Source organism: Streptomyces katrae, assembly GCF_000717655.1.
GTDB classification, from domain to species: domain Bacteria; phylum Actinomycetota; class Actinomycetes; order Streptomycetales; family Streptomycetaceae; genus Streptomyces; species Streptomyces katrae_B.
Genome location: NZ_JNZY01000005.1, coordinates 18,924 through 43,636, shown reverse-complemented (window position 1 = coordinate 43,636; position 24,713 = coordinate 18,924). Strand labels below are relative to the sequence as shown.

Sequence of the window (24,713 nt, the reverse complement as noted above, 5' to 3'; positions counted from 1 at the left end):
GGTCACCGGCGCTGAAGCCCACCGCGGCGGGCCACCTGCCAGAGCCAGCCGGGCGGGCCGGCATGGCCCGTCAGCCGAGCTCACCCGTGGCCTCCAAGTGCTGCCAGAAGTCCCGGATCATCCGCTCGTCGACTCGGGCACGGCCACGACCAGGCGCTCGAGGGCCCGCAGGGTCAGATCGTTGCGGGGTAGGTGTCGGACGGGAGATCGGCGGCGTCCACCGCGCCCGCGGCGTTCTCCCACTGCTCGACGTGCTGCTGGAACACGTCGAGGTACGGCAGGAACGGCTGGTCGCGCCCGGCCTCGCTCGCCTGCCTGAGGCGGCGCGGCCACGTGCCGAGCCGCACCGGCTCCGACTGCGTCCCGAGCCCCTCGTCGAAGACGCGCAGGAAGGCGTCCACGCCGGTCTTCCCGGGGTGATGCAGATGGTGCACGGCGGCGGAGTCCGGGCCTTGGCCGGCCAGGGCGAGGGCCACAAGGGCGCGGACGCACCGGGGGTGACGGCCTCCTCCTCCGCCCGCGACACGACGACTCCAGGACTTCGTCCGGTCGGCCGGGGAACCCGTTGCCCGCCGTCGCCCCGTGCACTATTCCTGGTCGGATGGATGAGATCGAGTTACAGCCTGCCGGTATACGCAGCGTCGACGAGTTCATGGCGGCGTTGCGCGGGCTCAAGGCCCGGTCCGGCCTCACCCTGCGGCAGCAGCCGCCCCGTCCTACTCTTCCGGCTCCCAGGCGCGGAGCAGGTCGAAGAGGCCACCGTCTCCGTCGATCTGCAAGGACCCCGCCGGGATCCGGTCGTACAGGAAGAAGACCAGCTCACAGCGGCTGCGGGGCGCCCACGGTGACCTGGGCGTCGTACGTGTGCACCGCGATCCTGGGGCCGGTGCCGGGCGATGGCACCGCAGGTCCGCGGCGACTGCGACGCGCCCCACCACGTCCAGCAACCGCGATCGTGTCCACCCGGGGCAGGTCGGCACCTGAACGTTGAGGGTGGGAGCGGCGACGACCGCGGCCCGGAAGGCGGTCGACCGTTCGTCGATCAGCTGCACCAGATCGGGCCAGGGTTGACCTTGACCTTGGGGCAGGGTGCACGCTCGCCACATGGCTGCGCGACGGCGCAACGGCAGCTCCCCGGACCGCCGTTGCGCTCTCGAGCCGTGCCGAACACCTCCCATCGTGAGACGAGGAATGACCATGGGCGAGTCCCTCCACACCGCCGAGAACACCGCTGCCGGACCGAATCGCCCGGAGCTGCAGAAGGCCATCCAGGAGATCGTCGATTCCGGTTTCGCCGGAGTGCAGCTGCGTGTGCACGACGAGCAGGGCCAGTGGGCCGGCAACGCAGGGGTGCGCAAGCTGGGCGAGACCGCCAAGCCGCCGACCAACGGGCACTTCCGGGTCGGCAGCATCACCAAGACCTTCACTGCGACCCTGGTGCTGCAACTGGTGGCCGAGGGGAGGATCGGGCTGGACACCCCGGCGGACGACCACCTGCCCGAGTTCGGCCTTGACCGGCGGATCACGGTCCGGATGCTGCTCCAGCACACCAGCGGGCTGTTCAGCTTCACCGGCGAGGTCTACGACGACGGGACGATCGTGCCCGGTGGAGTTCCCGGGATGGGCAAGGAGTGGATGGACAACCAGTTCCGCACCTACCAGCCCGAGGAGCTGGTACGGATGGCGCTGTCCAAGCCTGCGCGGTTCGAGCCGGGGACCGACTGGAGCTACTCCAACACCAACTACGTGGTGGCCAGGCTGCTGATCGAAAGCGTCACCGGCCGCTCCTACGCCGAGGAGATGCAGCGGCTCGTCCTGGGCCCGCTCGGGCTGACCGGCACCGTGGTGCCGGACGCATCGCCGGAGATCCCCGAGCCGCACGCCCACGGCTACTACGGGTACGAGGACGCCGGCCAGTGGAAGGTGGCCGACACCACCCGGTTCAACCCCTCCTGGATCTCCGCCGCCGGTGACATGATCTCGACCAGCCAGGACCTCCACACGTTCTTCTCCGCGCTGATGAGCGGCAGGCTCCTGCCGGCCCCGCTGCTCGCCGAGATGCGCACGCCGCACCCCAAGATGGGCTACGGCCTGGGGGTGTTCGTGGAGGAGACGGATGACGGGGGCACCATCCTCCAGCACAACGGCGGCTTCTGGGGCTGGGCGGCGCTGATGTACAGCACCCCCGACGGCAGCAAGACGCTGACCGGCTCGCTGACCATGGGGGACGCCGAGCTCGACTTGGCCGCCATGGCCGAGGCGTTCGAGAACGTGAAGCAGAAGCTCGTCAAGGAGGTGTTCGGAGGCGGGCAGGGCGAGCCGGCCCAGCCGACGGACTGAGCAGCCGGCCCGTACCCGGCTCACGCCCATAGATCGCCGAGCAGTAGGCTCGTGCCGCAACACGACGCGAAGGGGAGTCAAGTGGCGCGGGTTGCGGTGATCGGTGGGGGTATCAGCGGGCTGGGGACGGCGCTCATGCTGGGGCGGCGGGGCCACACGGTCACATTGTTCGAGCAGGACGCGCGACAGGCCGGCGAGGACCTGGACCGGGACTTCTTCCGCTGGGACAGGCCCCGAATACCGCAGGCCGTCCAACCCCACTCGCTCCTCGCGCCCGTGCGCACCGTATTGAAGACCGAATCCCCTGATGTCTACGCGGACCTGCTGGCACGTGGAGCGCGGGAGTACCACGAGTTCGACTGGTTCGGTGAGCACCCCCCGTATCGGGCCGGTGACGAGGACTTGGTGACCCTGCGGACCCGCCGCATCGTGCTCGAGGCCGCCTTGACCGCGGCCGTGCGGCGGGAACGCACCGTTGAAGTGCGGTCAGGCTGCCGCGTGCGCGCCCTCGTCTTCGAGGAGGGCCGCCCTGCCCGGGTCACCGGCGTGCAGGTGGGCACGGAAACGTACCGGGCGGACCTCGTCGTCGACGCGGCCGGCCGTCGCTCGCTGGTCCCCGCCTGGCTGATCGCGGCCGACTGCCGCGCGCCCGTGGTCGACAGCCACCGCGCCGGGATCGCCTATCTGTGCCGCTGGTACCGCCTGCGTGCCGACGGCCCGCGTGACCCCGGGCGGGTGAAGACGGGCTCGGCCGCGCCGTTCGCGATCGCCGGCGTCTTTCCGTCCGACAACGACACCTTCGCGGTGAACCTGGTGCTCTCCACGGGTGATCCGACCCGCGGCGCGCTCACCGAGCCGGCCGTGTTCGAGGCCGCCGCCCGCCGCTTCCCCGCCACCGCCGCCTGGCTCGACCTGGATCCCGAACCGCAGTCGGACGTCTTGCCGATGGCCGGCCTGGACAACCGCTGGATCGCCCTCGCCGACGACGACGGGCCTGTCGTCACCGGCCTGGTCAACGCCGGGGACAGCCTCGTCCACACCAACCCCACCTCGGGCCATGGAGTGTCCCTCGCCCTTCGCACCGCCCAGCACATCGCCACACATGTCGACCAGATCGCCGAGGACCCCATGGGCTACCACACCTGGACGGCACAGGCCCTCCGCCCGTGGTTCGACGCGCAGGTGACGGCCGACCGCGCCACCGAACAACGCCTCGCCGAGAGCTCACCAGCCTCGGACCGGCGGGCCGCTGCCCTGGGCGCCTGCGCCTTTGACGATCCCGTCGTCATGAGGGCCCGGGCCCAGGTACGCCATCTCGTGCGACCGGCCGACGAGGCCTACGGCACCGACGAAGTGGACCGACACGTCACCGCCTGGCTGGCCGCCCACCCGGACTTCTCACCGCAGCACGACGGCCCGACACGGGAGCAGTGGGAGGCACTCGTCACCGGTCGATCGCCTGCCCGGCGCTTGACCGCTGCGAAGGCCTGAAGGCAACGGGCGGGTTATCCGTTCCTGGTGCCCGGGCCTGGACCACGGGGCCGTGGCCGCTCTGGCCCTGATCGTGGCCGCGGCCGAGGCCAGGCGGAGCGAGCACACCGTGCCCGCCCCACCCCCACGGAGGAGGGCGATACGGACCGTACGGGCGAGCCGAACGCCCCGAACAGTGCCCCTCCGCCGGTGCGGGGATCGCTACTGGCTGTCGGCCGGCGCACGCGCCTGAGCTACCCGGAGATGGTGCCGAGGTCGGCGCCGGTCAGATCACGGCTTGCGTCCCACAGCCGTGCCGCGACGGACGGGTCGGCCAGGTGGTTCCACAACGGTTCACGTCGGGGTTCGCCGCGCAGGCCGAAGACGCGTGGTCCCCACAGCTGCCCTCCACGCACGGCCGGGTCGAGCGCCGCCCGGACCGCGGGCCATGCGCCGGCGTGCTTGCCCTGGACGAGGAGGGCCGCAGGTGCCGCGCTCAGCCGTGTGCCGGTGGTTCGCACATGGACCGGGGGACGCGACGGGGTGAGGGAGTCCAGCGCGCCGCCGGGATGGACCACCACGCTCGTCACCGTGCTGCGGGCAGCCCGTAGGCGGCGGTCGAGTTCGACGCCGAAGTACATCTGCGCCAACTTGGAGCGCCCGTAGGTGCGCTTGGGCTGGTAGTCCTTCCGGGACTGCAGGTCGTCGAGGTCGAGCCGCTCGGACTTCGCCGCGAAGCTGCCCATGGTCACGACGCGGGCCGCCGGCGCAGCCGACAGCAGTGGCATCAGCCACTGGGTCAAGGCGAAGTGTCCGAGGTGGTTCGTGCCGAACATGAGCTCGTGACCGTCCCCGGTCTCCCTGCGCGGCGGGTCGTCGAGCGCGACGCCGGCGTTGTGGACCACCGCGTCAAGGCGTTCCGCCTCCAGTGACTCCACCGCTGTCCCGAGCGACGAGAGGTCGGCGAGGTCCAGCCGTACCGCCCGCACCCGTGCGCCGGGGACACGCGCACGGATCGAGGCCATGGCGACCTCGGCCCTGGCGGGATCCCGGCTGCCGAGTACGAGGGTGGCTCCGGTCGCCGACAACTGCTCCGCGACGAAGTACCCGATGCCGGCGTTGCCGCCGGTGACCAGGAAGACGCGGCCATCGGCACCCGGCAGTCGTCGGACGTTCCAGCGCGGTGTGGACGACATGGCGAGGGGCTCCTTGCTGTCGAGGGCGGTTGCAGCTGCCCCCTTGGGCAACTCGACACCCACGCTTCCAGCGGCCGCCGACACATCGCCCATGGATCACCGACAGTCCCGCCGGACGACCGACATCCTGCCGACGCGGTGCCGGCCCGTCGCCGCACCGCGCCGCTGAGCGATGGACTCGGGAGCCTGATCCAGGTTGCCCATGCACTGCCCGGCGGCCCCGGCGAGGCCTTCTCAGGCGGGTGCAGCACCGCCTCGGCGCGCGGTGACCAGGAGGTACTCCCACTCCATCGCCCCGTCCCGGAGCGCGCCGTCCGCCAGTTCGTCGAGGGCCCGGTCCAGAGCAGCCGTCTTCTCCGGGTCGTCGGCGATGTTCCGGTAGACCGCGATCGTCGGTCCGTAGGTGGCCTTGAAGAACTCGCGGAAGTCCTCGGGCCTCTCGAAGAGTTCCACGCGGATGGCCTGCCGACGTGCCTCGACCCCGGTGACACGGTCGCCGAGGAGCGCACGGACGTGATCCTCCCGCCCCCACAGCGGTGGCGGCTGCGCCCCCGGCGGCGGAGGCGGCGCGTAGCCCTTCATGGCGGCGAACATCTGCCCGATGAAGCCTTCCGGGGTCCAGTTGACCAGCCCGATCGTGCCGCCCGGCCGGCAGACTCGGACGAGTTCGTCGGCGCTCTCCTGGTGGTGCGGGGCGAACATGACCCCGACGCAGGACATGACCGTGTCGAACGCGCCGTCGGCGAAGGGCAGTGCCTCGGCGTCGGCCTCCTGCCAGCGCAGCTCGACTCCGCGCGCCGCGGCTTCCCGCCGCCCCACGTCCAGCAGCTCGGGCGTCAGGTCGGACGCGACCACGTCGCCGCCGGCCAATGCGGCCGGAATGGCGGCGTTCCCCGATCCGGCGGCGATGTCCAGCACCCGGTCGCCCCGTTTCACCCCGCAGGCCTCCACCAGTACGGGCCCGAGCGCCGAGACGACCCGTGTGGCGACGGCCGGGTAGTCGCCGAGCGCCCACATCGTCCGGTGCTTCGCCTTGAGCGCACGGTCGGCCTCGCGCGCGTCCGCCGAATCGGTCATACCGTCCGCCTCCATCGCCTGACGCTGTGTCACCGCCTTTCTAGCAGAGGAATCAGGCAGGACCCGGCTGAGCGGTGCCGGACGGGTGAGAAGCACCCAGGAGGTGGTACGGACCCCGGCCCCGAGCGTCCTGCCGAGTCCGCCGGCGGCCCCGAACACGTGGCGGCGCCGCGGCCGAAGCCTGCACCTGGTCGGCGCCGGCTTCCTCGCCGGGTGCGAACAGCCAGGCCGGCGGCGGCCGGGGTGAAGCGAATGCGTTTCGATCTCCGTGCCCAGGGGGCTGCGCCTTTGGCCGGCGTTGGTCGGCGGCCGGCCCGATCCCCGCCTTGACCTTGACATGATGTCAAGGTCTTCACTGCCGTCCAGGAGGTGGTTCCGATGACCACGGCAGAACAGGACACTCGTACCGCGAGGGCCCTCCAGGGGCTGGAGGACAGCCGCTCGTCAGTGCGGCTGCGCGCGGCGCTGGCGGTCGGCTCGATCCCGGACGCGCGGTCCGTCGAGAAGCTCGTCGAGCGGTGTGCGATCGAGCCGGAGTTCTCCGTGCGCGAGATGCTCACGTGGGCGCTCACCCGTCACCCGGCCTCCCTGACGGTCCCACGGCTCGTCGCAGAGCTCCGTTCCGAGCGGGCGCAGGCACGAAGCCAGGCCTTGCACACGTTGTCCAAGATCGGGGAACGGCAGGCGTGGCCGGCGATCACCCGGGCGCTCCTGTCCGACGGCGACGACGAGGTGGCGCGGAGCGCCTGGCGGGCAGCGGCCGTGCTCGTGCCCGAAGGCGAGGAGGCTGAGCTGGCCGGAGCGCTGGCGACGCAGTTGGGGCGAGGCGGCCGTGAGATGCAGTTGAGCCTCAGCCGGGCGCTGATCTCTCTCGGTGAGGCCGTCCTGCCGACCCTGCATGCTGCGATGACGGATCTCGACCCTCGCGTGCGTCACCATGCGGTGGCCACGGAACGGCTGCTGCGCGACCCGGATGCCGGATTCGAGTCGGCGATCGAGGAGGCGAAGCGCGTGGCGGCCCTGCAGGACCAGCCCGGAGGAGCGTAGGCAGTGTTGATCGGTGATGTGGCCAGGCGGTCCGGGGTCAGCGCCCGCATGCTCAGACACTACGACTCGCTCGGCCTGGTGCGGCCGACGGGACGTACCGTCTCCGGGTACCGGGAGTACTCCGGCGAGGACATCCGGCGGATCTTCCACGTCGAGAGCCTGAGGTCATTGGGATTGTCGCTGCGTGACGTCGCGCGCGCCCTGGACGACCCCGGCTTCACGCCCTCGGAACTCGTCGACGACCTCATGCGCCAGACGCAGGAGCGCATCGCCGTCGAGACGGCACTGCTCACGCGACTGCGCCGGATCGGAGCCGCGGAGCCCGCAGACTGGGAGGACGTTCTCCAGACCGTTGCGCTCCTGCATGCGCTGGGTTCGGAGAGCGCCACGAGACGCCAGCGCGCCGCCTTGTCCTCGGCCGAACAGGTGCCGGTGCCCGTGGAAGCTCTTGTCGAGGCAGCGCTGAGCGAGACGGATCCCCACGTTGCCGGAGCCCTTCGGTGGGCGGTGGCGCAATCAGGCGAGGGCGCGTTGGAACTGTTGGCGCAGGGCCTGACCTCACCGGCAGCCGAGGTACGGGAGCGGGCCGTCCGGTCCATCGCCGAGATTCCGGACGCGTCGGCGGTGGCCCTGCTGGAGGGCGCTCTCACGAGCTCGGACACCGCGGTCCGCAGGCATGCAGCGCTGGCCCTCGGAGCACGTGGAGGGGCCGATGCGGTCCCGACGCTCATCGACATGATCGTCGAGGGGACGAACGACGTCGACGCGGCCGATGCACTGAGCGCGTTGGCGAGCAGTCCCGAGTCGGCCGACCGGATCGCCACCCTGCTCGTTGAGCGCCTCCCGCACGGCCCCGTCGAATCGGCCACCCGTCGACGACTGGCGCAGGCCTTCGCGGACATCCCGGGAACCACGGCCTCGCGCGCCCTGACGGATCTGTCACATGACGAAGATCCTGCCGTTGCGCTCACCGCGGCGTACATCCTCACGCTGCGCAACGGACAGTGACCTGACCGATCTTCCAGTCGGTGGCAGGCGACTGTCAGCGCAGCACGACGCTGCGCGGCAGGCGCGCGTGTACGTCGGGAACAGATCGGGAGTTGCTTGAGGCGGCTGCGCGTCGGCGTTTCGGCCGGATGCCGACCGGAGCCGGGGGAGGCACCATGGTCGGTACGGGAGGGCGCATGTCCCTTCGATCGAATTCGGGCCCCGTGCTGGTCGGACGCCGTGCCCGCGCCGTCCTCGGGGCGGCGGACCGGCCGGATCGGACGGATGCCCCGGCGCCGTCGCCGATCCCGCCGGTGATGACCAGCAGCGCTGAGGTTTCCCGGAGGAGGAACACGTGGCTCAGCTACTGAGAGTCCAGAACTTCTGCGTCTCAAGTGACGGCATCGGTGCCGGTGAGGACCAGACCCTCGAGCGTCCCTTCGGTCATGTCGATCCGGAGAGTCTGTTCGCCTGGGCCGGTGCCACGGCGAGCTGGCCCAGGCGCACGGATCCCGGAGGGAGCCGGGGCCTCGACGATTACTTCACGCGGGACTACGCACGCAACATCGGTGCCGAGATCATGGGCCGCAACAAGTTCGGACCCCAGCGCGGGCCCTGGCACGACTATGAGTGGCGCGGCTGGTGGGGCGATGATCCCCCGTTCCACACCCCGGTGTTCGTCCTGACCCACCACGAGCGTCCTTCGTTCACGCTTTCCGACACCACGTTCCATTTCGTCGACGACGACCCGGCCACCCTCCTCGCACGGGCACGTGAGGCCGCGCAGGGCAAGGACGTCCGGCTCGGCGGCGGGGTCACCACCATCCGGGAGTTCCTTGACGCCGACCTCGTCGACACCATGCACGTGGCGGTCTCGTCCTTGAAGCTCGGGTCCGGGGTACGACTCTGGGAGTCCCCCGATGAGCTGCTCGACCGGTTCCACCTGGAGGTCGTGCCCAGTCCGAGCGGTGTGACGCACCACCTGTTCTGGCACAGGTGACCGCTCCTCAGGGTTACACCAACAGCCCTCCCGGTGGACCGGACCTGCCCTGGGGGGCGTTGCCTTGGCTTGGTTAAGGGCGATTCAACTGAACCTTAAGGGTGCCTGTGGCCGTCTCGCCCCCACCGGATCCAGCCGGTCGGGGTGAATGCGGCACACACGTCGACTGCATCGCCATGAGGGTGTTGACCTGCTTCTTCGAACACAGACCCGGTTCCCCGAGCCCGGTGCCATGCCCTCCTGCAACGCTCCAAACCTCCTCAGGGGCTGTTTTGTGAGGAGGCGACAAGACTGAACTGGTCCGTGACGTCGACCCGTATGCAGGACGTGGGGTGGGACAGCGTCCATCGGATCGAGGAGTGCCAATGTCCAGGAAACGGACTATGAGTCTCAAGAAGAAGCTCGTGCTCTCTGTCGTCGCGGGAACCCTTGCGACCGGAGGGGTCGTCGCCACGATGGCGACCGGCAATGCGAACGGGCCGTCGGGCAGTTGTGTCCTGCTGAACAATGCGGCCTTCGACAAGGTCCGGGAGCCGGGCAAGAACCTGATCCGCCGCGCACGCATCGAACGGGTGGCTGGTGGCGCCGGCGCACCGGCCCCTGCGACGGGTGCGTCCGGTGCGGCGGGTGAACGGGCCGTCGGGCAGTTGTGTCCTGCTGAACAATGCGGCCTTCGACAAGGTCCGGGAGCCGGGCAAGAACCTGATCCGCCGCGCACGCATCGAACGCGTGAGCTGAGCGGCCGGAGCCGATTCGGGGGCCACCGAAGCCATGGCGGGGCACGGGAGTGCGAGTGTGCCGCCCCGCCGTGGCATCGGTCTCCAAGGTTCCCAACCTGGCTCGCCCCAAGGACTCTTGACAAGCAGTCATGCGCGCGACTGCAGTGGCACAGCACCATTGCCACGAACGGCATCACACCCCGAAGGGGGGGCGATCAGCGCATGACCAAGCCTGAGAGCGCGGGGTACGACTACGACGTCGTCATCAGCGGAGCCAGCCTCGCCGGAAGCGCCGCGGCGATCCTGCTGGCTCGACGTGGTGTCCGCGTCGCACTGCTGGAACGCCGCTCGGATCCTGAGGCGTACAAAGTGTTGTGCACCCACTCCATCACGGCCAACGCCTACCCGGTACTCGACGAACTCGGCCTCGTCCCCGATCTGGAGAAGGCGGGAGCCGTCCGCAACGAGGCCCGCTGGTACACCCGCTGGGGATGGATCGAGCCGAGGGCCGCACCGGCGGGCCCCGAGCTGCCCTACGCGTACAACATCCGCCGCAGCACCCTCGACCCGTTGATCAGGTCCCGAGCGGCACGGACCCCCGGCGTCGACCTGCTCCTCGGCCACCAGGTGACCGGGCTGGTCGGGGAAGCCGGGCGAACCGTCGGGGTGCGCGTCTCGACACCGCAGGGCGAGCGCGAGATCCGCGCCCGCCTCGTGGTCGGCGCCGACGGCAAGGACTCGGCCGTGGCGAAGTTCGCCGGGGTGCCTGCCCGGCAGTACAAGAACACGCGGTTCGGCTATCTCGCACACTTCCGCAACCTTCCGCTGCACGGCGGGATCGGTCAGACCTGGTTCCTCGAGCCCGACATGGCGTACGCGTTTCCCAACGACGACGGGGTGACGGTCCTCGCGGTACTCCCGGACAAGAAGCGGCTGCCCGCCTTCCGTGAAGACCTGGAGGGCAGCTTCCTCGAGTTCGTACGCGCCCTCCCCGAGGCACCGCCCATCGACTCCGCGGAGCGCGCCTCGAAGATCATCGGCACGGTCGACTACCCGCTCCACAGCCGCAAGCCGACCGCACCGGGCGTCGCGCTCATCGGCGACGCCGCCCTGACCGGCGATCCCCTGTGGGGAGTGGGCTGCGGGTGGGCGCTGGAGTCCGCGCGCTGGCTGGCAGAGGCGGTCGCCCCGGCCGCAACCGGTCGGGGTGACCTGGACCGGTCACTCGTGGTGTACGCACGCAGACACCAGCGCCGGCTGCGCGGTCAGCAGTCCCTGGCCGCCGACTTCGCCAAGTCCCGCCCGTTCAATCCCGTGGAGCGGCTGGTGTTCTCGGCGGCAGCACGCGATGAAGCGCTGGCGCGGCACATGCATCTGTTCGCGCAACGCCTGATCGGTCCGCTGCGTTTCCTGAACCCGTTGACGCTGGCCAGGGCTTCGGCCGTCAACATCAAGCACCGCCGGACGGCCGTGCCACGGTCGCCCGGGCCGGGGAGGTGAAGGTGCCCCGCCTACGCCCGCCGACCGGCGTCGGAAGCGTCGGCCGGCGGGTCCAGCCGCCCGAGCGGCAGTAGGTACTGGATCGGCTCGTCGAGATCGTCCAGGCCCAGCAGCTCATGCGCCAGGTCGTCGTGCAGGCCACCGAGCGGAATCGTGGCCAGCCCGAACGTCCCGGCCGTGAGCTGCAGGGTCTGGGCCAGGTGTCCGGCCTCCAGCAGGCCCAGCCGCAGCGCCCGCAGCCCGTAGCGGCGGCGGAGCAGCCCGAGGTCCAGGTGGACCGCCAGCACGGCCGGTGCCTCGTCGATCCCGACGGAGTCCGGGTCGTCGGCCGGGCGCGAGAGGTACGAGGACAACGCCTTGAGGTCGTCAAGGTCCGGCGCGGGTCCGAGGGCGACCAGCGACCGCCGCTCCGGCAAGCAGTGGTAGGTGCCGGGGGCAAGCCCCGCCACGGCGAGCGCCAGGAGCCGTACCCGGACGCTGTACAGGGCGCCTGCGCTCGGGTAAGGGCGGTGGTGCACGGTGCGCTCGGTGCCGTCGGCCAGGGGCTGCCGGGACACATGGCTCGGCGCGTGGGCGTGCCACAGCACCCCGCCCAGCTCCTCCGCGGTGAGCGGCCCCCGCAGCGCCCCGCGCGCCGAGCTGCGGCGGCGCAGCGCCTCGGAGAGGGACAGCTCCGGCAACGAGGCCGCGGGGAGTACGCGTACGGCCTCTGGCCGGTACTCGGACGGAAGTCCGGGCCGCGCGATGCTCCGTACCGCGGTGTCCTGTGCACGACCGATCTGGAACTTGCTCTGCTCCAGGTACCGGTAGTCGGCCGCGCGCGGGCCGGCGCCGAAGAAGCCGTCCTCGTCCCCCGTCTCCAGCAGGGCGCGGCCCGCGAGCCGGCAGACGGCACGTTCCTCGTCAGGGGTGACCCCCAACCGGTTGAACAGCATGTGGAGTTGTGAGGCCCACACCCACAGCCGGCGGTGCGTCCGCACCGGCGCGTCCGGCCCGTCCGCGGGGAGTACGGCGGTACGCAACCGGGCGTCGGCCGCTCGTACTTGCCGGGTCCACTCCGCGAGCCAGGGCGCGGCGGAGCCGTCGTCCAGCCCGGCGCGGACCGCCCGGGCGCGCAGCCCCAGGTTCGTACGCTGGGCAGCGAACACCGTGTTGACGCGGGTGTGGACAGCGGCGCCGGGCAGCGGCCGCACCTCGGCGGCCCAGCGCCAGGAGGCGGCGTGCCGGCGCAGCCAGCCCGCCGAGGCCAGTTCGTCCAGGCCCAGGGCGTACGCCGTGCCGTGGGCGAGGTCCAGGGCGAGCCGCAGCCGGTCGGCCCGTCCGGGCACGGCGCGCAGGGCGGCGACCGCCGCGCGCGTCGAGTGCACGAACACTTCCTCTGTCACCGGGAGCGCGGCGGGCCCGCCGTAGCGCTCGGTCTCCGGCTCGTACGGCACCGCGCGCACCTCCCCGTGCCGGCCGGCCCAGGAGCCGGTCACGGGGGTGGTCCCGGCCACCAAGCGGGCGAGTTCCGAGGCGAGTTCGGCCGCGTCCTCGGCTGCCTCCTCGGCCGCGTCCTCAGTCCCGTCTTCACTCCCGTCCCCGGTGGATCCTGCCCCGCGGAACCTGATCCGCAGGTGGGGTCCGCCCTCGTGGTAGCGGATGAAGAACCAGGCCCCGCCGTTCGGCCCGTACAGGCCGTCCATCAGCGGGGCGAGCGCCCCCGTGACGAAGGCATCGGTGTCCGCGCCGTCGGTGTGCAGGGTCAGGTGCAGGCTCTGCCAGCCTCCCGCGGGAGCCGGTGCGAGGGCTGCGCTCGCAGCGGCGGGCGCTCCCGCCCTCACGGGGGACGCGGACGCGTACGGGTCTTCGGTCATCGGATCGTCCTCACGGGAACGGGTGCGGGTACAGGGGGAGTTCGTCGTGGCGCAGTGGACGGGCGGTGCGCCCCAGCCGGTGTGGCACCTCCAGCAGCCGGGGCAGCCCGAGCGTGCGGCGGTTGACATGGCCGAACGTCATCGGGAGGGTGCCGGGCACGATCACCTTGGCGCAGTGCAGCCCGAGCCGGTCCCGGATCCCCGGCTCGTCCTGCGTCACGACGACCACTTCCAGCCCCTCGGAGGCCAGCCGCGCGACCGTCTGCGTCAGCAGCCGGGTGAGGTCGGCCACCGGCGTGGGAGCGCCCGGCCACCGTTCCTGCCAGGGAACCTCCCGGACGCCGGTGAACAGGAACTCCAGCCGGGGCTGCGCCTCCGGCAGCGTGTTCAGGCCCACGTGGTCGTCGAGGTCGACCACCAGCTCGGGGCGCCGGAGCATGGGGCGAAGCCGCTCCGGATCGCGCGGCCCGCCCGGCCCGGCCGGCCGGTGCACGGCGTCCTGGACGTTCGTGACGACCTCCGCCACCGCCGAGCGGATCGCGGCGCGCGGATCGTGGTGGGCTCCGGCGGCCAGGAACGCGCGGGGAGCGTCGGGGTGGCTCCCTTCGTAGCGGCAGAGCGCGACCACCGCCGGGATGCCGAGGTCGTTGGTGGCGTCCAGGAGGCTCAACCGGTATCCCATCAGCGCGGCGCGCGAGGCCAGGGCGGTCACCAGCCGGTCGTCGGCGGGCAGCGCAATGCCAGCCAGCGGCGTGCGCGCGTACCACGCCATCAGGAAGGCGTCCCGCTCCGCCACCTCGAACAGCCCGTAGAGCGCAGCCTCCTGGGGACTGTTTCCGAGCCCGCAGCCGTTCGAGGACTCGTAGACCACCCGTGCCCGGCCGGGGCCCTGCGGAAGGTCCCAGTACGCCACGTGCTCGGGCACCGCCCGTGCCCGGCCTTCGGTGAGCGACCAGCCGTACACCCAGTCCAGCTCCAGCTCCGCGTGGAACGGGACGGTCCGGGCGGCCGGGTGCCCCCGGTGGGCCGGGTCGGGCAGGCCGAGCCGGGCGGGGTCCACGGCAGCCTCCGGGCCCAGCTCGGCGAAGGAGGCACGCAGGACGGTACGGCGGCCCAGCGGGCGCATGCCGGCCAGTCGCTCCACGCCCTCGAACAGTGCCACCCGCTCGCTGGTGCGGAAATCGGCGGAGCGCCCGTACCCTCCGTCGTCGAGCAGGCGGCCGTCCGTCACCCAGGCCGTGGTGAGGGCGAAGGCGGAGTCCTCGGTGCGGAACAGGCGGCGCACCGGGCCGAACCGCTCGTCGTGCAGCTCGGCCCGCAACCGGTCCGCTTCCGTACGCTCGTTGGAGCCGCGCAGCACTGCCGGGTCGGGCAGCGGCTGTGGCGCGTCCGGAAATCCGGCCGCTGTGGGGGAGTCGGCCGGCAGCGGGTGGCATACCGGGCAGCCGCCGACCGGGCGGACGCGATGGGTGGACCACGTGGCCCGGTCGCCTTGGACGATGTGGACGGTGGCCGGCTGCGTTCCCGCCTCCGCTCCCCCGTCCGTGGCGGGCCCGGGCTCCAGAAGGGTGGCGGCGAGCAGCAGGGCTGCCTCCGCCAGGGCCGGGGTGCCGGTGCCGCCGAGCGCCAGCCGGGGGCTCTGCCAGGGCACCCGGCCGCCTGCGGTGGCCAGTCGCTGGTACTCGGTGCACGACAGGCACGCCCGCGCCGCGGGCTCCAGCACGGGGCCGATCACGGTCAGCGCACCGTCCTCGCGTACCGGCACCAGGCGTACGGGATGGGCCATCGCGTGGCGGCTGAGCCGCTCCGCCAACTCCAGCGTCCAGGAGGTGAGGTGGACGATCGCGGCGCCGCCGGTGGTCTTCAGTGCCGCAGCCGGATCCAGTACGGGCACGGAGCCGACGACGGTGGCCAGCACCGTCGCGCCAACAGCCGTCCCGTGCCCCTTCATCGTGATCCCGCTCATCGCGCTCCTCCCCTCTCGGCCAGAACGGTGAATCCGCACGCGTACAGGGCAGCCAGGACCGGCCCGGCCGATCCGGCCGCTCCGCTGGCGGCGAGGTCCGCGAGGTCCGCCCCAGCCGGCTGCCAGGGCTCGGGGCGCAGCCCGGTCAGCCGGGCCAGCGCCGTGCACAGCTCCGGCTCCCGACGTGCGATCCCGGCCAGCCAGCGGTCGGTCCATCCGTCGTCCGTCCAGACCGCCGGCTCGACTCCCGCGACGGCGAGCGGTGCCTCGGCGCCGGTGAACGCGGTGTGCACGGCCCCGGCCGGACCGTGCTCGGCGGCCACGGCCCGGGTCACCGCGCCGAGCGCGGCCAGGGCCGCCGCGTCGGCGGGCGTTGCCTCCACCGCACGGGCGGCCACTCCCGCGGTCCCGCCCCGGCCGGCGGAGTTCCGTACGACCGCCAAGTAGACTCGGTCCTCCGAGAACTGGTGGACCGTCATTTCCATCGGAAGCCCCAGATGCCGGGTCAGCACGGTCCACCAGTGGCGGGCCTGCGGCTGCTCGCGCCATTCCTCCTCGCGCAGGGCGAGGGCGGGGGGACCCGCGGCGGCGAGGGCGGCCCGGCGCAGGGCGCGTCCCAGGGCGTGCCCGGGGCCCGCGCCGACCGTCACCGCGCCCGGCATCACTTCCTCCAGGTGCAGCTCTGCCGCACGGCACGCCGCGGAGAGCCGGGCCAGGTCCGTCCGGGGAGCCCCGGCCACCAGCGGCCCGGCCACGGAGGCGCAGGCCGCGAGCGCGGCGGGCAACTGGGGCAGATCCCCCGGCCGCGGTGCGTCGAGCACCCCCAGGTACGGATCGCCCAGTGCCCCGACACGACGTAGCGCATCGGGCAGGCTACCGACGGGGGCGGGGGAGAGGAACGCGGGCTCGGCCGGCCCGGTGACCCAGGGACGGTAGGACGCGTGCGGCGGCCGGGCCACGGCGACCAGTACGGCGGGCCGGTCCGGGAGCAGCTGCAGGTCCTTCTCCCGTCCGGCCGGATCGGGCAGCTCGGCGGCGGCGCACAGCAGCCGCTGCGCCGCGGCACCGGCGAGCAGGGCCGTCAGGGCCGTCAGCGCCGCCGGTGTCCCGGCCGCCGCATCCGCACGCGCCGGGCCGGTGCCGGCGCCCAGGCGTACCGCGATCGCCTCGGCGTCCGTACGCGCCCGTTCCGGCTCGGCCGGGGCTGTGACGAAGCCGCCGTCGGCGGTACGGGCCACCGCCACGGCCACCGCCGGAGTGCCCGCGACCGCCACCACGCGATCGGCCGGCAGGCCGGTGTCGCGGTACACCTGCGGCGGACTCCCCGCGCGGTGGAGGGCGCTGATCAGCGCGGTGGCGAGCGGCCCGTCGGGATCGGCTGCCGCGACCACTGGCCGTGCGACGGCCAGGGCCGCGGCCGCGCGCGCGGGCCGGTGCGCGCAGGCTCCGAGCCATGCGGCCGGTTCGGCCGCTCCCGCCGGGTACTCGGCGAGCAGATCGTGCGCCTGCAGCTGCGCGGTCAGCGCGGCCAGCGCGGTCACGACCCGGGGATCGGCCGGATCGAGTCGGAGCCCGCCGCTCCCCGGGTCGACGGACTCCTCCTCACCCAGGAGGTCCTCGGGCCCCTGGCCGAACTGTTCGGACAGCAGCTTCCACAGGGCCGGCAGTGCCCTGCTCCCTTCGAGCGTCACGCTCCCGTCCCGCCCGCGCAGGTGCAGGCCGTTGCGCAACGGGGTGACCGCCACCCCGGGCCGGAGCCGCAAGCGCGGCGGTTCGGCGGCGGTCACGGCGTCGCCTCCACGGCGGCGATGACCTCGTCGATGCGCTCCTGCCACCGGTGCCCGGTGAGTTCCGGCACGCTGCGTACGACGAGGTGCGCGGCGAGGTAGCGCTCCACGGGCCGGACGTCGCATACGGTGAGGAGCCGGTACAGCCCGTTCGTACAGGCCCGGTAGACGAGGTAGTCGGGGCGGGACCACATCGTGCCCTGGGGGTCCGAGCGGTGCAGCCGCCGGTGGAAGTCGCTGTACCGGGTCCGTTCCCCCCGGCCCCAGCGCTCGGCGGTGGCCCGGTCGCCCAGCGCCGCGGCCCGGTCCAGGTACTCGGCCTGCACCCCCGTGAAGTCCGCGCCCGCCCTGAACCGTTCCTCGGCGATCCGCCAGGCCCGGGCGGACCAGTCGGCCCAGGGCCGCTCCCAGCCGGCCGCACCGCCGCCCGCGATCCGGCCCACCAGTGCGGTGATCCGCTCGCCCGCGGCGTCCCAGCGACGGTCGAAGGCCGCCCGCAGCCGTCCGTCGGGGTCCTCCTGGACGAGGAAGTCCTCCAGGTGGGAGACGTACGAGTAGTGCCCGCCGACCAGTCCTTCGGGGTGCGCGGCCGCATGGGCCGCGAGAGCCGCCGTCACGAGTTCGACCCGGGCGGCGGACGTGTTCGCCCGCTCGCCGAGGAACGCGGTGCCCGCCGCGAGGGCGGGCAGGCCCAGGGCCAGCAGGTCCTCACGCAGCCGCACCCCGTCCGGGCCGATCAACGCCGTCAGGGAGGACTGGTCCACCCGCTCCACCCGCACGGTGTTGTCGGGTACGAGCGGACCGTACGGGGGCGGGATCAGCTCCGCCCGCCCTGCCGCCACGGCCTGCGCCAGCCAGTGCTGAGCGTCGGCGGCGGCCCGGGACGGGTGCGAGGCCGCGCGGGCGCGCAGTTCGGCGGCGGTGCGCTCGGCCGTGGCGGCCACCGCCCCGGGGAGGCCGCGCAGTCGCAGCCGCAGGTGCGGTCCGTGCAGCCAGTGGCGTTCGACGTGGGCGGTCAGCCCGTCCGCGGCGGCCCGTCGGGCGAGGGGCAGCACGGCTTCGTCCAAGAGGGGCGCCTTGACCGGCTCGTAGTGGTAGGCGACCACGTCGAGGGCCGTGGCGGCGCTCGAGACGGGCCGGGTGGCGTCCGGGCCGGTGGCCGGGGCGTTCATGGGGTGCCTCCTCGGCGGATGACGGGCGGGGTGGCGACGGGGTCCGCCGGGACGGGCGGCCGGAACGGCGCGGGGGGTACGAGTGGTTCGGGCGGCACGGGGTGCGCTCAGCCCGACCGGGCCGTGCGGGCAGGCCGGTAGGTCTCGGCGATGAGCTCCACGGCATGCGCGGGGCGGCTCCGGCCGCCGAAGACGGGCAGCGCCTCCTCCAGCACCACGCCGCGCGGATGGCGGGCCAGCCAGGCCGAGAGGCAGCGCAGGTGCAGGGCGCTGCCCAGGTCGACGGCCTGCGGCTTCGGCGCGCGCAGACTCCGTACGAAGTCCTCGGCGGGCCGCCCGGCAGGAGGCTCCGGTACCGGGTGCAGGAACAATTGCCCGGGCAGCCCCAGCAGGGCCCGCCAACGGGCCGCCGCGGCGGCCGGGACCGCGCCGGGGTCGGCCGCGAGGTCGGCGCGGAGTGCGGCCAGTACCCCTTCGGGCAGGTGCCAGCGCTGCCGGGCGAGCACCGCGTGGGCGTGGCGCAGCCGGGGTGTCCGCCGTACCTCGCCGCCGGGAGCGGTCAGGGTGCGGCGGGGGAGGAGCCGCCGGAAGTCCACGACGCCGGCCGGATGGTCGCAGAGGAACGGCGCGAGGCGCTGCGGCAGCATGACCGGGGCGAGGAAGCCGAGGTAGAGGACGTCGAGGGGCTCGCCGGTGGCCCGCAGCCGAAGCCGGAGCTGGTCGGACACCGGGTCGTGGACCAACTCCACATCCCCCTCGGCGAGCGCGCTCCGGTACCGGTCGGGGCCGATCTCCTCGCCGGCCAGCAGCGGATGGAGATTGGCGTTGAAGCCGCCCACCGGGCGGATCTGGGCGGCCCGGGCGCCGTCGCCGAGGCCGCGGCGGATCGCGCGGGCCACCTGCGCGGCGGCGCCGCGGGGCAGGTGGTCCAGGAAGCGGCTGGTGAAACGGCCCCAGCCGCCGTAGACGTGGTTGACGCAGAGCAGGCCGCCGGGGGCGGCGCCGTCCGGGCCGAACGCGGCCGGGGCCGCGCGTTGCACGAACCATGCGTAACTCAGCGGGCGGGCGGCGGTCCAGCCCGGCAGCCGGGCGGCGAGTCCGCGGACCTCCTCGGCGGGCAGGACGACCTCCTCGGCCCAGCCGCCGGGTGCGGCCGCCGAGGCGGTCCGTACGTGCTGGACGAACTCCTCTCGCAGCCCGCCCAGTTCGGTCAGCTCACGGGAGAGCCCCGGGTCGCCGGACGGCCGTACGGCGAGGCGCGCGGCCTCCTCCCAGGCGGCGGCGGTGTCGGCGCCGAACTCCCATGGGGTCGGGCAGGTCCCGCCGCGCCCATAGCGGGACACGAAGCGCTCCAGTGCGGCCCGCCGCATCAGGTGCCCGAGGTCGAACAGCTCGGCGAGGGCGTTGAGTTCACCGAGCACGGCCCGGTCCGCGCCGGTCAGCCGGCCCGTGGGGACCGGTTCGCCGGTCCCCACGGCGGCGGTGGTCGCGTGTGCGGAGGCGAGCACGTGGTCGGCGAGCACGTCCTCGGAGAGCACGCTCAGCGGAGCGGCATCGGCCGGCACGGGCCGGCCGGCGTCGGCCAGCAGGCGGCGCCAGCGGTCCGCCAGGCCGGCGAGCAGGGCGGGCCGCTCCTCGGCCCGGGCGTTCGCGAATCCGGCGGTGTCGGCAGCCATCCGGTCGATCCGATCGCTCAGCGCCGCGTCCTCGGGCCATTGGCTCAACCAGAGGGCCAGCGCACGCAACGGGTGCGGGTCCTGGGGGTCGACGGGCTCCACGGGCACCAGCAGGCCACCGTCGGTCAGTTGACCGAGGAAGCGGCCGACGGCGGGGTCCGTGCGGGGGCGGCCGAGGGCCGCGCCGAGCCGGACCGCCAGCTCGTCGAGGGTTGCGGGCGCGGCTGCGAGCGCGTCGAGCGCGGTCAGGGCGGGGCGGGCGGCGAGCTCGATCGTCTCCTCGCGGGTGACGAGGTACCGGCCGCCCGCGAAGACCGTGCGGTCCCGCACGTACAGGGCCCGCCCGTCCGCGGTGTGCCGCGCCCCGCTGGTCATGCGGTGGGCGAGCGTGCGCCGGCGGCGCGGTTCGTCCAGCAGCGCGGCGACGAGCGCCTCGACGAGCGTCCGGTGCTCCCGCACCACGGACCGCAGCGGCGGCAGCGCCCGTACCGGCTCGGCCGACGGATCCGGACCGCCGGACCACCCCACAGCGGTGAACCACGACAGCGGACTGGTCTTCGTACTGGCACGCAGGGCATGCCGCAGCACCGAGGGCTCCTCCTTGCGGGCCCTGCGCCCGCCTTCGTCCCGGGCGGCCCGGGACACTGCGCGCAGCAGGTCGCCACTGGTGAGTGCGACGGCCCGGGTGAAGCCGGGGGAGCGGCACACTTCCGCGAGGGCGGATCGCTCGGCGGTCAGGGCATCGGGGACGGCTGCGGCCAGATCTGCGAGGAGTGCGTCGCGGAGCTCGCGCAGGTTCAGCCAGGTACCGAGCCGGGGCACTCGTGTCGGCAGGTCGTCGAGGCGGGCCAGCAGGGCGGGGCGGGGGGTGCGGCCGTTGTGCAGCGCACGGCGCAGCGGGAGCACCACGTGGCGGTGGAACTCCTCGGTGTGTCCTGGCCGGGAGGCGAAGAGGTCGTCGCACAGCGCCGGACGCAGTGTGTCCTCCTGTGCCGCGAGGGCGGTGAGCCGGTCGAGCAGGATCCGTACCCGCGCGGCCTTCTCCGGCTGTGCAGGGTGCGCCGTCACCGTGGTGCGGACCAGCGCGTACGGGGCGGTCCCGGCGGGCGGCCGCGCCGGAGGGCGAGCGGTCCCCGACGCGGGCGCGACGTGTTGCGGTGCGGCTGGCTGGGCGGGGTGCGGCAAGGCGGGCTCCCGTGGTGCGGTGTGGGCCTGTGAGCTGTCCTCCGGCTCGGGCCGCAGCCCGTGCGGCCGGCCCGGGTGGGCCGGCCGCACGGGAGCGGCCACTTCACAGCTGTCAGACGACGGGCGTCTCCACCTGCGGCTGGGCGCAGGAGGACGAGCCCTGGCAGGAGCAGGAGCCCCATGAGGCGCCGTTCTCGGGCAGTGCGGCGGTGTCGCTCAGCGCGGTGACGGTCAGCTCGCTGAGGTCCAGGTCCAGGTCCAGATCGAGGTGGTTGTACCCGGTGGTGGCAGAGGCTCCGGACATGCGGATTTCCTCTCGTTCATGAGGGGTTGCGGAACCGCGAAGACGGCGTCGGCTGGCCGGCGCCCGCGGCCGACGGGCGGAGTGCCCCCGGGGAACAGACGGTTCGTGGTCGGGAGCTTCCGAATGAGCGTCGTGGTGCAGCACGAGTGTCTGCGCCGTCACGGACCGTCGGCAACTGCACGTGTCATGTCGGCCTGTTGTCCCGGCCTAGTACGTCACGTCACGGCAGGCCGCCGGCTTCCTGCCGGTGGCCGGGCGGACGGTGCCCGCCCCCGTGCCGCACGGCGACCGGGTGATCCCTCCACGGGCATGCTGTACCGGTCCGTCCGACGGGCGGCCGTGCACAATGGCAGGCATGCGCGCACCCATCGGTTCCTTCGACAACGCCCGCCCGGCGCCGGACTGCCTCGCCGAACTCACCGGGCCGGTGGCCGAGGCGGTCCGCACCTGGCACGGCACTGTCCCGGCCGAGGACATCGTGTACGTCGACACCGACCCGGCCATCGCGGACACCGCCGCCTTCGTCGAGCACTACGGGCAAGAGCTCCTCGCGCAGTCGGCGAACTGCGTGATCGTCTCCGCCAAGCGCGGTGGCGAGTCCACGCTGGCCGCGTGCCTGGTCCCCTCTGGAGCCCGCGCCGACGTCAACGGCGTGGTGCGCCGTCGCCTCGCCGCCCGCAAAGTGTCCTTCGCGCCGATGGACACCGCGGTGCAGCTCAGTGGCATGGAGTACGGCGGCATCACCCCCATCGGCCTGCCGTCGGACTGGCCGTTGCTGGTGGACGCCGTCGTGGCCGGGCTGCCGTACGTGCTGGTCGGCAGCGGCCGCCGCCGCGGCAAGCTCATCGTTCCCGGGAAGCTGTTCACGCAGCTCCCGGGCGCTGAAGTGATCGAAGCCCTCGCCGCCTGACCCCTGCCCGCCCGCCCGGCGCGCTCGGCACGCGACGGGCCGCCGGGCCCTCGGCTCCTCCTACGGCTCCCCGATCGGGGGATGTGTCGGGCCGGGGCGTCTCGAATCCGGCCGTACGGCGTTACACGACGCGGAGCTTGATCAAAGCCTCGGCGTCCACCGGGGCGCGATACGACGTGCGACCGGGGCGCCGGTGGCCGGGCAGGGAGCATGATGCCAGACCTCATCGAGGCGTACAGCGGCCGCCGAAGGCTTGCCGCGCGCTGCCGTCACGTATGCGAGAAGCCGGCGTTCTCGCTCGGCGTCATCTCGGTGATCCTGTTGAACGCCGTACTGCTGGGCGTCGAGACCTACAGCGGATTGTCGGTGGAGTACGGCGGCCTTCTCGATTCGGCCGAACAGTTCTGCATCGCCGCGTTCAGCCTCGAGATCCTGATCCGTCTGGGCGCGCACATCGACCGGCCGAAAGCTTTCTTCCGAGACCCGTGGAACGTGTTCGACCTGCTGGTGGTCTCTTCGGCCTTCGTTCCCTTCCTGCGGGAAAACACCACCCTGTTGCGCCTCTTGCGTCTGGCGCGGGTACTGCGTACCGCGCAGTTCATGCCACAGCTACGGGTCCTGCTCGTCGCCGTCGGCCGCAGTCTGCCGGGAACGGTCAGCTTCCTGTTCGTCGGCGCCCTGATCCTGTACGTCTACGCCATGATCGGCTGGATCTGCTTCGCCGGGCACGACCCGGAGCACTACGGTTCCCTCGGCCGGGCCGGACTGACGCTGTTCCTGCTGATGACGCTGGAGGGCCTGGGCGATGCCGTCCACGCCGGACTGGCGGTCTCTCCGTTCAGCATCCTCTACTACGCCTCGTACGTGCTCCTTGCCTCGTTCGTCCTGGTCAACGTGCTGATCGGGGTCGTACTCAACGCCCTGGAGGAGGCGCGCGAGATGGAAGCGGCGGCGAACCGGACTGCACAGGACACCGCCTGGCAGCCCGCGGGGAGCGCAGGGCAGCCGCTCCCGGAGGCCGCCGACGAACTCCGCCTGCGGATTGCAGCGGTCCGCAGCGCCCTCGACGACATGGAGGCCCAGCTCGACCCCTCGGGCGGAGCAGCACCCGTCATGACCGCCTCCCCCTCCCCGGCCCGGGCATCGGTCGGCGCCCGGTAGGGCGAACGCCGGAATGCGGAGCACCACCGGCCAACGCGGGCATCCCGCCCCGCCCGTCGGCGTGTACGCGCACCTTGCAGCCGTGGAGTGCCGCACGCTTCCTGGAGGCGCTCACGGGCGCGCACCCGAGCGCGGAGAGCGCCCGATCGACGGGAGAACCATGAGCGGAGGCGAGATGTCTGGTTCCGGTTCCCCGGCCGCTCCACCCGGAACACAGACGGGTTCCGGCCCGGCGCCCGGGCGAACCGAGCCCGAGCGCCGCGGTTACCCCCTGTACGAGTTCGCCCTGACCGCGGTGCTGATGTTCGCCGTGGTCACGGTCATCCGCTGGGTGCTCGATCCGGCTTCCCCCCTCGCCCTTGCGCACGTCCGGTCGGCCCTCCTCGTGGTGGGTGCGCTGGCCGGGGCGGTCGTCTTCGGGCTGATCCGCTCCCCGTGGGGGCGGCGTTCGGGCGGGCACATGAATCCCGCGATCACGCTCGCGCTGTGGCTGTTGAGGGCCTTCCCCGGCCGGGGCGTGGCGGTGTACGTCGTCGCGCAGCTGGGCGGGGCGGTTGCCGGGACGGCTCTGGCCCGCCTGGCCTGGGGGCCGGCGGTCGCGCGGGTCGGCTACGGCGCGGCGGCTGCGGCGCCGTCGTGGAACGGCTGGGCCGTCTTCGCGGCCGAGGGCGGCTGCCTGGTCGCGATCACCCTGATGATCGGCTTTTTCCTCGCCCACCCGGCCCACGAGCGATGGTTCCCCTGGGCCCTGGCGGTTCTCATCTGGGCGATCGTGGCCGTCCTGGGCCCCCTCAGCGGCGGCGCCGCCAATCCCGCCCGCCAGTTCGGGCCCGCGCTGATGTCGGGAAGCACCGCAGGCTTGTGGATCTACCTCGTGGCACCCGCCCTCGGCGCCGCCCTGGGCGCTGCCGCCCACCATCTGTTCGGGCGGGGCTCCACCCACCGCCCCCGTCGCGGCCCCACCGCCCCGCACCCGACCTGAGCCGGGACCGGCCTACCGCCCCTGCGGGGGCCCCTTCCGGCATACGGAGACGGCCAACCGGAGGGGCGCGCGCCGGGCGCGGGGGAGCGGCCCCTTCGGTCTGACGACCTCCGTCGAGCGCCCGGCGAAGGCCGCAGCCGCTCCACCCGTATCGACGCCGAGTTCACCTTCCGCTCCCGGCAGGTCGCGGCCACCACGGCGCTGCCGGTGTCCACGGTCCGCTTCGCGGCCCCCGTCGACCTCGCCTCGCGCGCCCCGGCGGGCAAGTCGGTCCAGTTCCCGGGGGCCGTGCAGGGCTCGGCGGCCGGGAAGAACTTCAAGCCGCGGGGCAACAAGTCGACACTGACGATCCACACCGCGTACTACGGCAAGTGAGGG

General features: G+C 73.1%; 19 protein-coding genes. 10 read left to right on the top strand and 9 right to left on the bottom strand.

The genetic code is table 11. The annotated features are described in order from the left end of the window. Positions 1-173: 173 nt before the first annotated feature. Positions 174-434: a hypothetical protein gene (locus IF09_RS0107795; RefSeq protein WP_158709927.1), complete on the bottom strand. Its 261-nt coding sequence runs from the start codon at positions 432-434 to the stop codon at positions 174-176. A 763-nt stretch (positions 435-1,197) separates the two neighbouring features. On the opposite strand from IF09_RS0107795, the gene IF09_RS0107785 reads away from it, so the two are divergent. Both IF09_RS0107785 and IF09_RS0107780 read left to right on the top strand, forming a co-directional pair. Continuing rightward, a complete protein-coding gene (locus tag IF09_RS0107785) occupies positions 1,198-2,340 on the top strand; it encodes a serine hydrolase domain-containing protein (RefSeq protein ID WP_037634313.1) in 1,143 nt (380 codons plus the stop codon). An 81-nt stretch (positions 2,341-2,421) separates the two neighbouring features. Beyond that, a complete protein-coding gene (locus tag IF09_RS0107780) occupies positions 2,422-3,831 on the top strand; it encodes an NAD(P)/FAD-dependent oxidoreductase (RefSeq protein ID WP_030293297.1) in 1,410 nt (469 codons plus the stop codon). Positions 3,832-4,064: 233 nt separating this feature from the next. Here IF09_RS0107780 and IF09_RS0107775 read toward each other — a convergent pair whose 3' ends face one another. Together IF09_RS0107775 and IF09_RS0107770 are read right to left on the bottom strand one after the other, a co-directional pair. Next, positions 4,065-5,006, bottom strand: coding sequence for an SDR family NAD(P)-dependent oxidoreductase (locus IF09_RS0107775; protein WP_030293295.1), 942 nt, complete (start codon positions 5,004-5,006; stop codon positions 4,065-4,067). A gap of 234 nt (positions 5,007-5,240) precedes the next feature. Further along, positions 5,241-6,083 carry a class I SAM-dependent methyltransferase gene (locus IF09_RS0107770; protein ID WP_030293294.1) on the bottom strand — a complete coding sequence of 281 codons (843 nt, stop codon included), beginning with the start codon at positions 6,081-6,083 and terminating at the stop codon, positions 5,241-5,243. Between the two features lie 378 nt (positions 6,084-6,461). Between IF09_RS0107770 and IF09_RS0107765 the strand changes: the two genes are divergently transcribed. From IF09_RS0107765 to IF09_RS0107750, 4 genes are all read left to right on the top strand, one after another. Next, positions 6,462-7,130 (top strand): HEAT repeat domain-containing protein, encoded by a 669-nt coding sequence (locus tag IF09_RS0107765; protein ID WP_030293292.1) that lies wholly within the window; start codon positions 6,462-6,464, stop codon positions 7,128-7,130. A 3-nt stretch (positions 7,131-7,133) separates the two neighbouring features. After that, entirely contained in the window at positions 7,134-8,138 is a 1,005-nt protein-coding gene (locus IF09_RS0107760) for a HEAT repeat domain-containing protein (RefSeq protein ID WP_030293288.1), read from the top strand. Between the two features lie 334 nt (positions 8,139-8,472). Then, positions 8,473-9,117 carry a dihydrofolate reductase family protein gene (locus IF09_RS0107755; RefSeq protein WP_030293286.1) on the top strand — a complete coding sequence of 215 codons (645 nt, stop codon included), beginning with the start codon at positions 8,473-8,475 and terminating at the stop codon, positions 9,115-9,117. Positions 9,118-10,058: 941 nt separating this feature from the next. Then, positions 10,059-11,336 carry an NAD(P)/FAD-dependent oxidoreductase gene (locus tag IF09_RS0107750; protein ID WP_037634350.1) on the top strand — a complete coding sequence of 426 codons (1,278 nt, stop codon included), beginning with the start codon at positions 10,059-10,061 and terminating at the stop codon, positions 11,334-11,336. Positions 11,337-11,347: 11 nt separating this feature from the next. On the opposite strand, the gene IF09_RS0107745 is transcribed toward IF09_RS0107750, so the two are convergent. From IF09_RS0107745 to IF09_RS0107720, 6 genes are all read right to left on the bottom strand, one after another. Then, on the bottom strand, positions 11,348-13,192 hold the full coding sequence (locus IF09_RS0107745) for a thiopeptide-type bacteriocin biosynthesis protein (protein WP_078613115.1): 1,845 nt from the start codon (positions 13,190-13,192) through the stop codon (positions 11,348-11,350). A gap of 10 nt (positions 13,193-13,202) precedes the next feature. Further along, positions 13,203-15,158, bottom strand: a complete 1,956-nt coding sequence (locus IF09_RS0107740; RefSeq protein WP_234320910.1) for a TOMM precursor leader peptide-binding protein — start codon at positions 15,156-15,158, stop codon at positions 13,203-13,205. Further along, positions 15,155-16,945 carry a hypothetical protein gene (locus tag IF09_RS0107735; RefSeq protein WP_051832197.1) on the bottom strand — a complete coding sequence of 597 codons (1,791 nt, stop codon included), beginning with the start codon at positions 16,943-16,945 and terminating at the stop codon, positions 15,155-15,157. Before IF09_RS0107735 ends, IF09_RS0107740 begins: the two co-directional genes overlap by 4 nt. Further along, complete coding sequence (locus IF09_RS39970) at positions 16,942-18,117, bottom strand: lantibiotic dehydratase C-terminal domain-containing protein (RefSeq protein ID WP_037634310.1); 1,176 nt, start codon at positions 18,115-18,117, stop codon at positions 16,942-16,944. Before IF09_RS39970 ends, IF09_RS0107735 begins: the two co-directional genes overlap by 4 nt. A gap of 107 nt (positions 18,118-18,224) precedes the next feature. Beyond that, on the bottom strand, positions 18,225-20,978 hold the full coding sequence (locus IF09_RS0107725; RefSeq protein WP_158709926.1) for a lantibiotic dehydratase: 2,754 nt from the start codon (positions 20,976-20,978) through the stop codon (positions 18,225-18,227). Between the two features lie 112 nt (positions 20,979-21,090). Then, a complete protein-coding gene (locus IF09_RS0107720) occupies positions 21,091-21,282 on the bottom strand; it encodes a thiazolylpeptide-type bacteriocin (RefSeq protein WP_030293275.1) in 192 nt (63 codons plus the stop codon). 355 nt (positions 21,283-21,637) lie between these two features. On the opposite strand from IF09_RS0107720, the gene IF09_RS0107715 reads away from it, so the two are divergent. The 4 genes from IF09_RS0107715 to IF09_RS46795 all read left to right on the top strand — a co-directional run bounded on the left by IF09_RS0107715 (position 21,638) and on the right by IF09_RS46795 (position 24,710). Then, positions 21,638-22,192 (top strand): YbaK/EbsC family protein, encoded by a 555-nt coding sequence (locus tag IF09_RS0107715; RefSeq protein ID WP_030293274.1) that lies wholly within the window; start codon positions 21,638-21,640, stop codon positions 22,190-22,192. Positions 22,193-22,405: 213 nt separating this feature from the next. After that, the gene (locus IF09_RS0107710; RefSeq protein WP_030293272.1) at positions 22,406-23,353 is read left to right on the top strand and encodes an ion transporter; all 948 of its coding nucleotides are present in this window, start codon (positions 22,406-22,408) and stop codon (positions 23,351-23,353) included. Positions 23,354-23,528: 175 nt separating this feature from the next. Continuing rightward, a complete protein-coding gene (locus IF09_RS0107705; protein ID WP_078613114.1) occupies positions 23,529-24,335 on the top strand; it encodes an MIP/aquaporin family protein in 807 nt (268 codons plus the stop codon). A 207-nt stretch (positions 24,336-24,542) separates the two neighbouring features. Then, positions 24,543-24,710: a hypothetical protein gene (locus IF09_RS46795; protein WP_234320909.1), complete on the top strand. Its 168-nt coding sequence runs from the start codon at positions 24,543-24,545 to the stop codon at positions 24,708-24,710. Positions 24,711-24,713 lie beyond the last annotated feature (3 nt).

Bases quoted from the DNA above. Each gene is read 5' to 3' on its own strand.
- IF09_RS0107785 (WP_037634313.1), top strand. From the start codon at position 1,198: ATGGGCGAGTCCCTCCACACCGCCGAGAACACCGCTGCCGGACCGAAT.
- IF09_RS0107765 (WP_030293292.1), top strand. From the start codon at position 6,462: ATGACCACGGCAGAACAGGACACTCGTACCGCGAGGGCCCTCCAGGGG.
- IF09_RS0107770 (WP_030293294.1), bottom strand. From the start codon at position 6,083: ATGACCGATTCGGCGGACGCGCGCGAGGCCGACCGTGCGCTCAAGGCG.
- IF09_RS0107740 (WP_234320910.1), bottom strand. From the start codon at position 15,158: ATGAGCGGGATCACGATGAAGGGGCACGGGACGGCTGTTGGCGCGACG.
- IF09_RS0107775 (WP_030293295.1), bottom strand. From the start codon at position 5,006: ATGTCGTCCACACCGCGCTGGAACGTCCGACGACTGCCGGGTGCCGAT.
- IF09_RS0107750 (WP_037634350.1), top strand. From the start codon at position 10,059: ATGACCAAGCCTGAGAGCGCGGGGTACGACTACGACGTCGTCATCAGC.
- IF09_RS39970 (WP_037634310.1), bottom strand. From the start codon at position 18,117: ATGAACGCCCCGGCCACCGGCCCGGACGCCACCCGGCCCGTCTCGAGC.
- IF09_RS0107720 (WP_030293275.1), bottom strand. From the start codon at position 21,282: ATGTCCGGAGCCTCTGCCACCACCGGGTACAACCACCTCGATCTGGAC.
- IF09_RS0107710 (WP_030293272.1), top strand. From the start codon at position 22,406: ATGCCAGACCTCATCGAGGCGTACAGCGGCCGCCGAAGGCTTGCCGCG.
- IF09_RS0107745 (WP_078613115.1), bottom strand. From the start codon at position 13,192: ATGACCGAAGACCCGTACGCGTCCGCGTCCCCCGTGAGGGCGGGAGCG.
- IF09_RS0107715 (WP_030293274.1), top strand. From the start codon at position 21,638: ATGCGCGCACCCATCGGTTCCTTCGACAACGCCCGCCCGGCGCCGGAC.
- IF09_RS0107705 (WP_078613114.1), top strand. From the start codon at position 23,529: ATGTCTGGTTCCGGTTCCCCGGCCGCTCCACCCGGAACACAGACGGGT.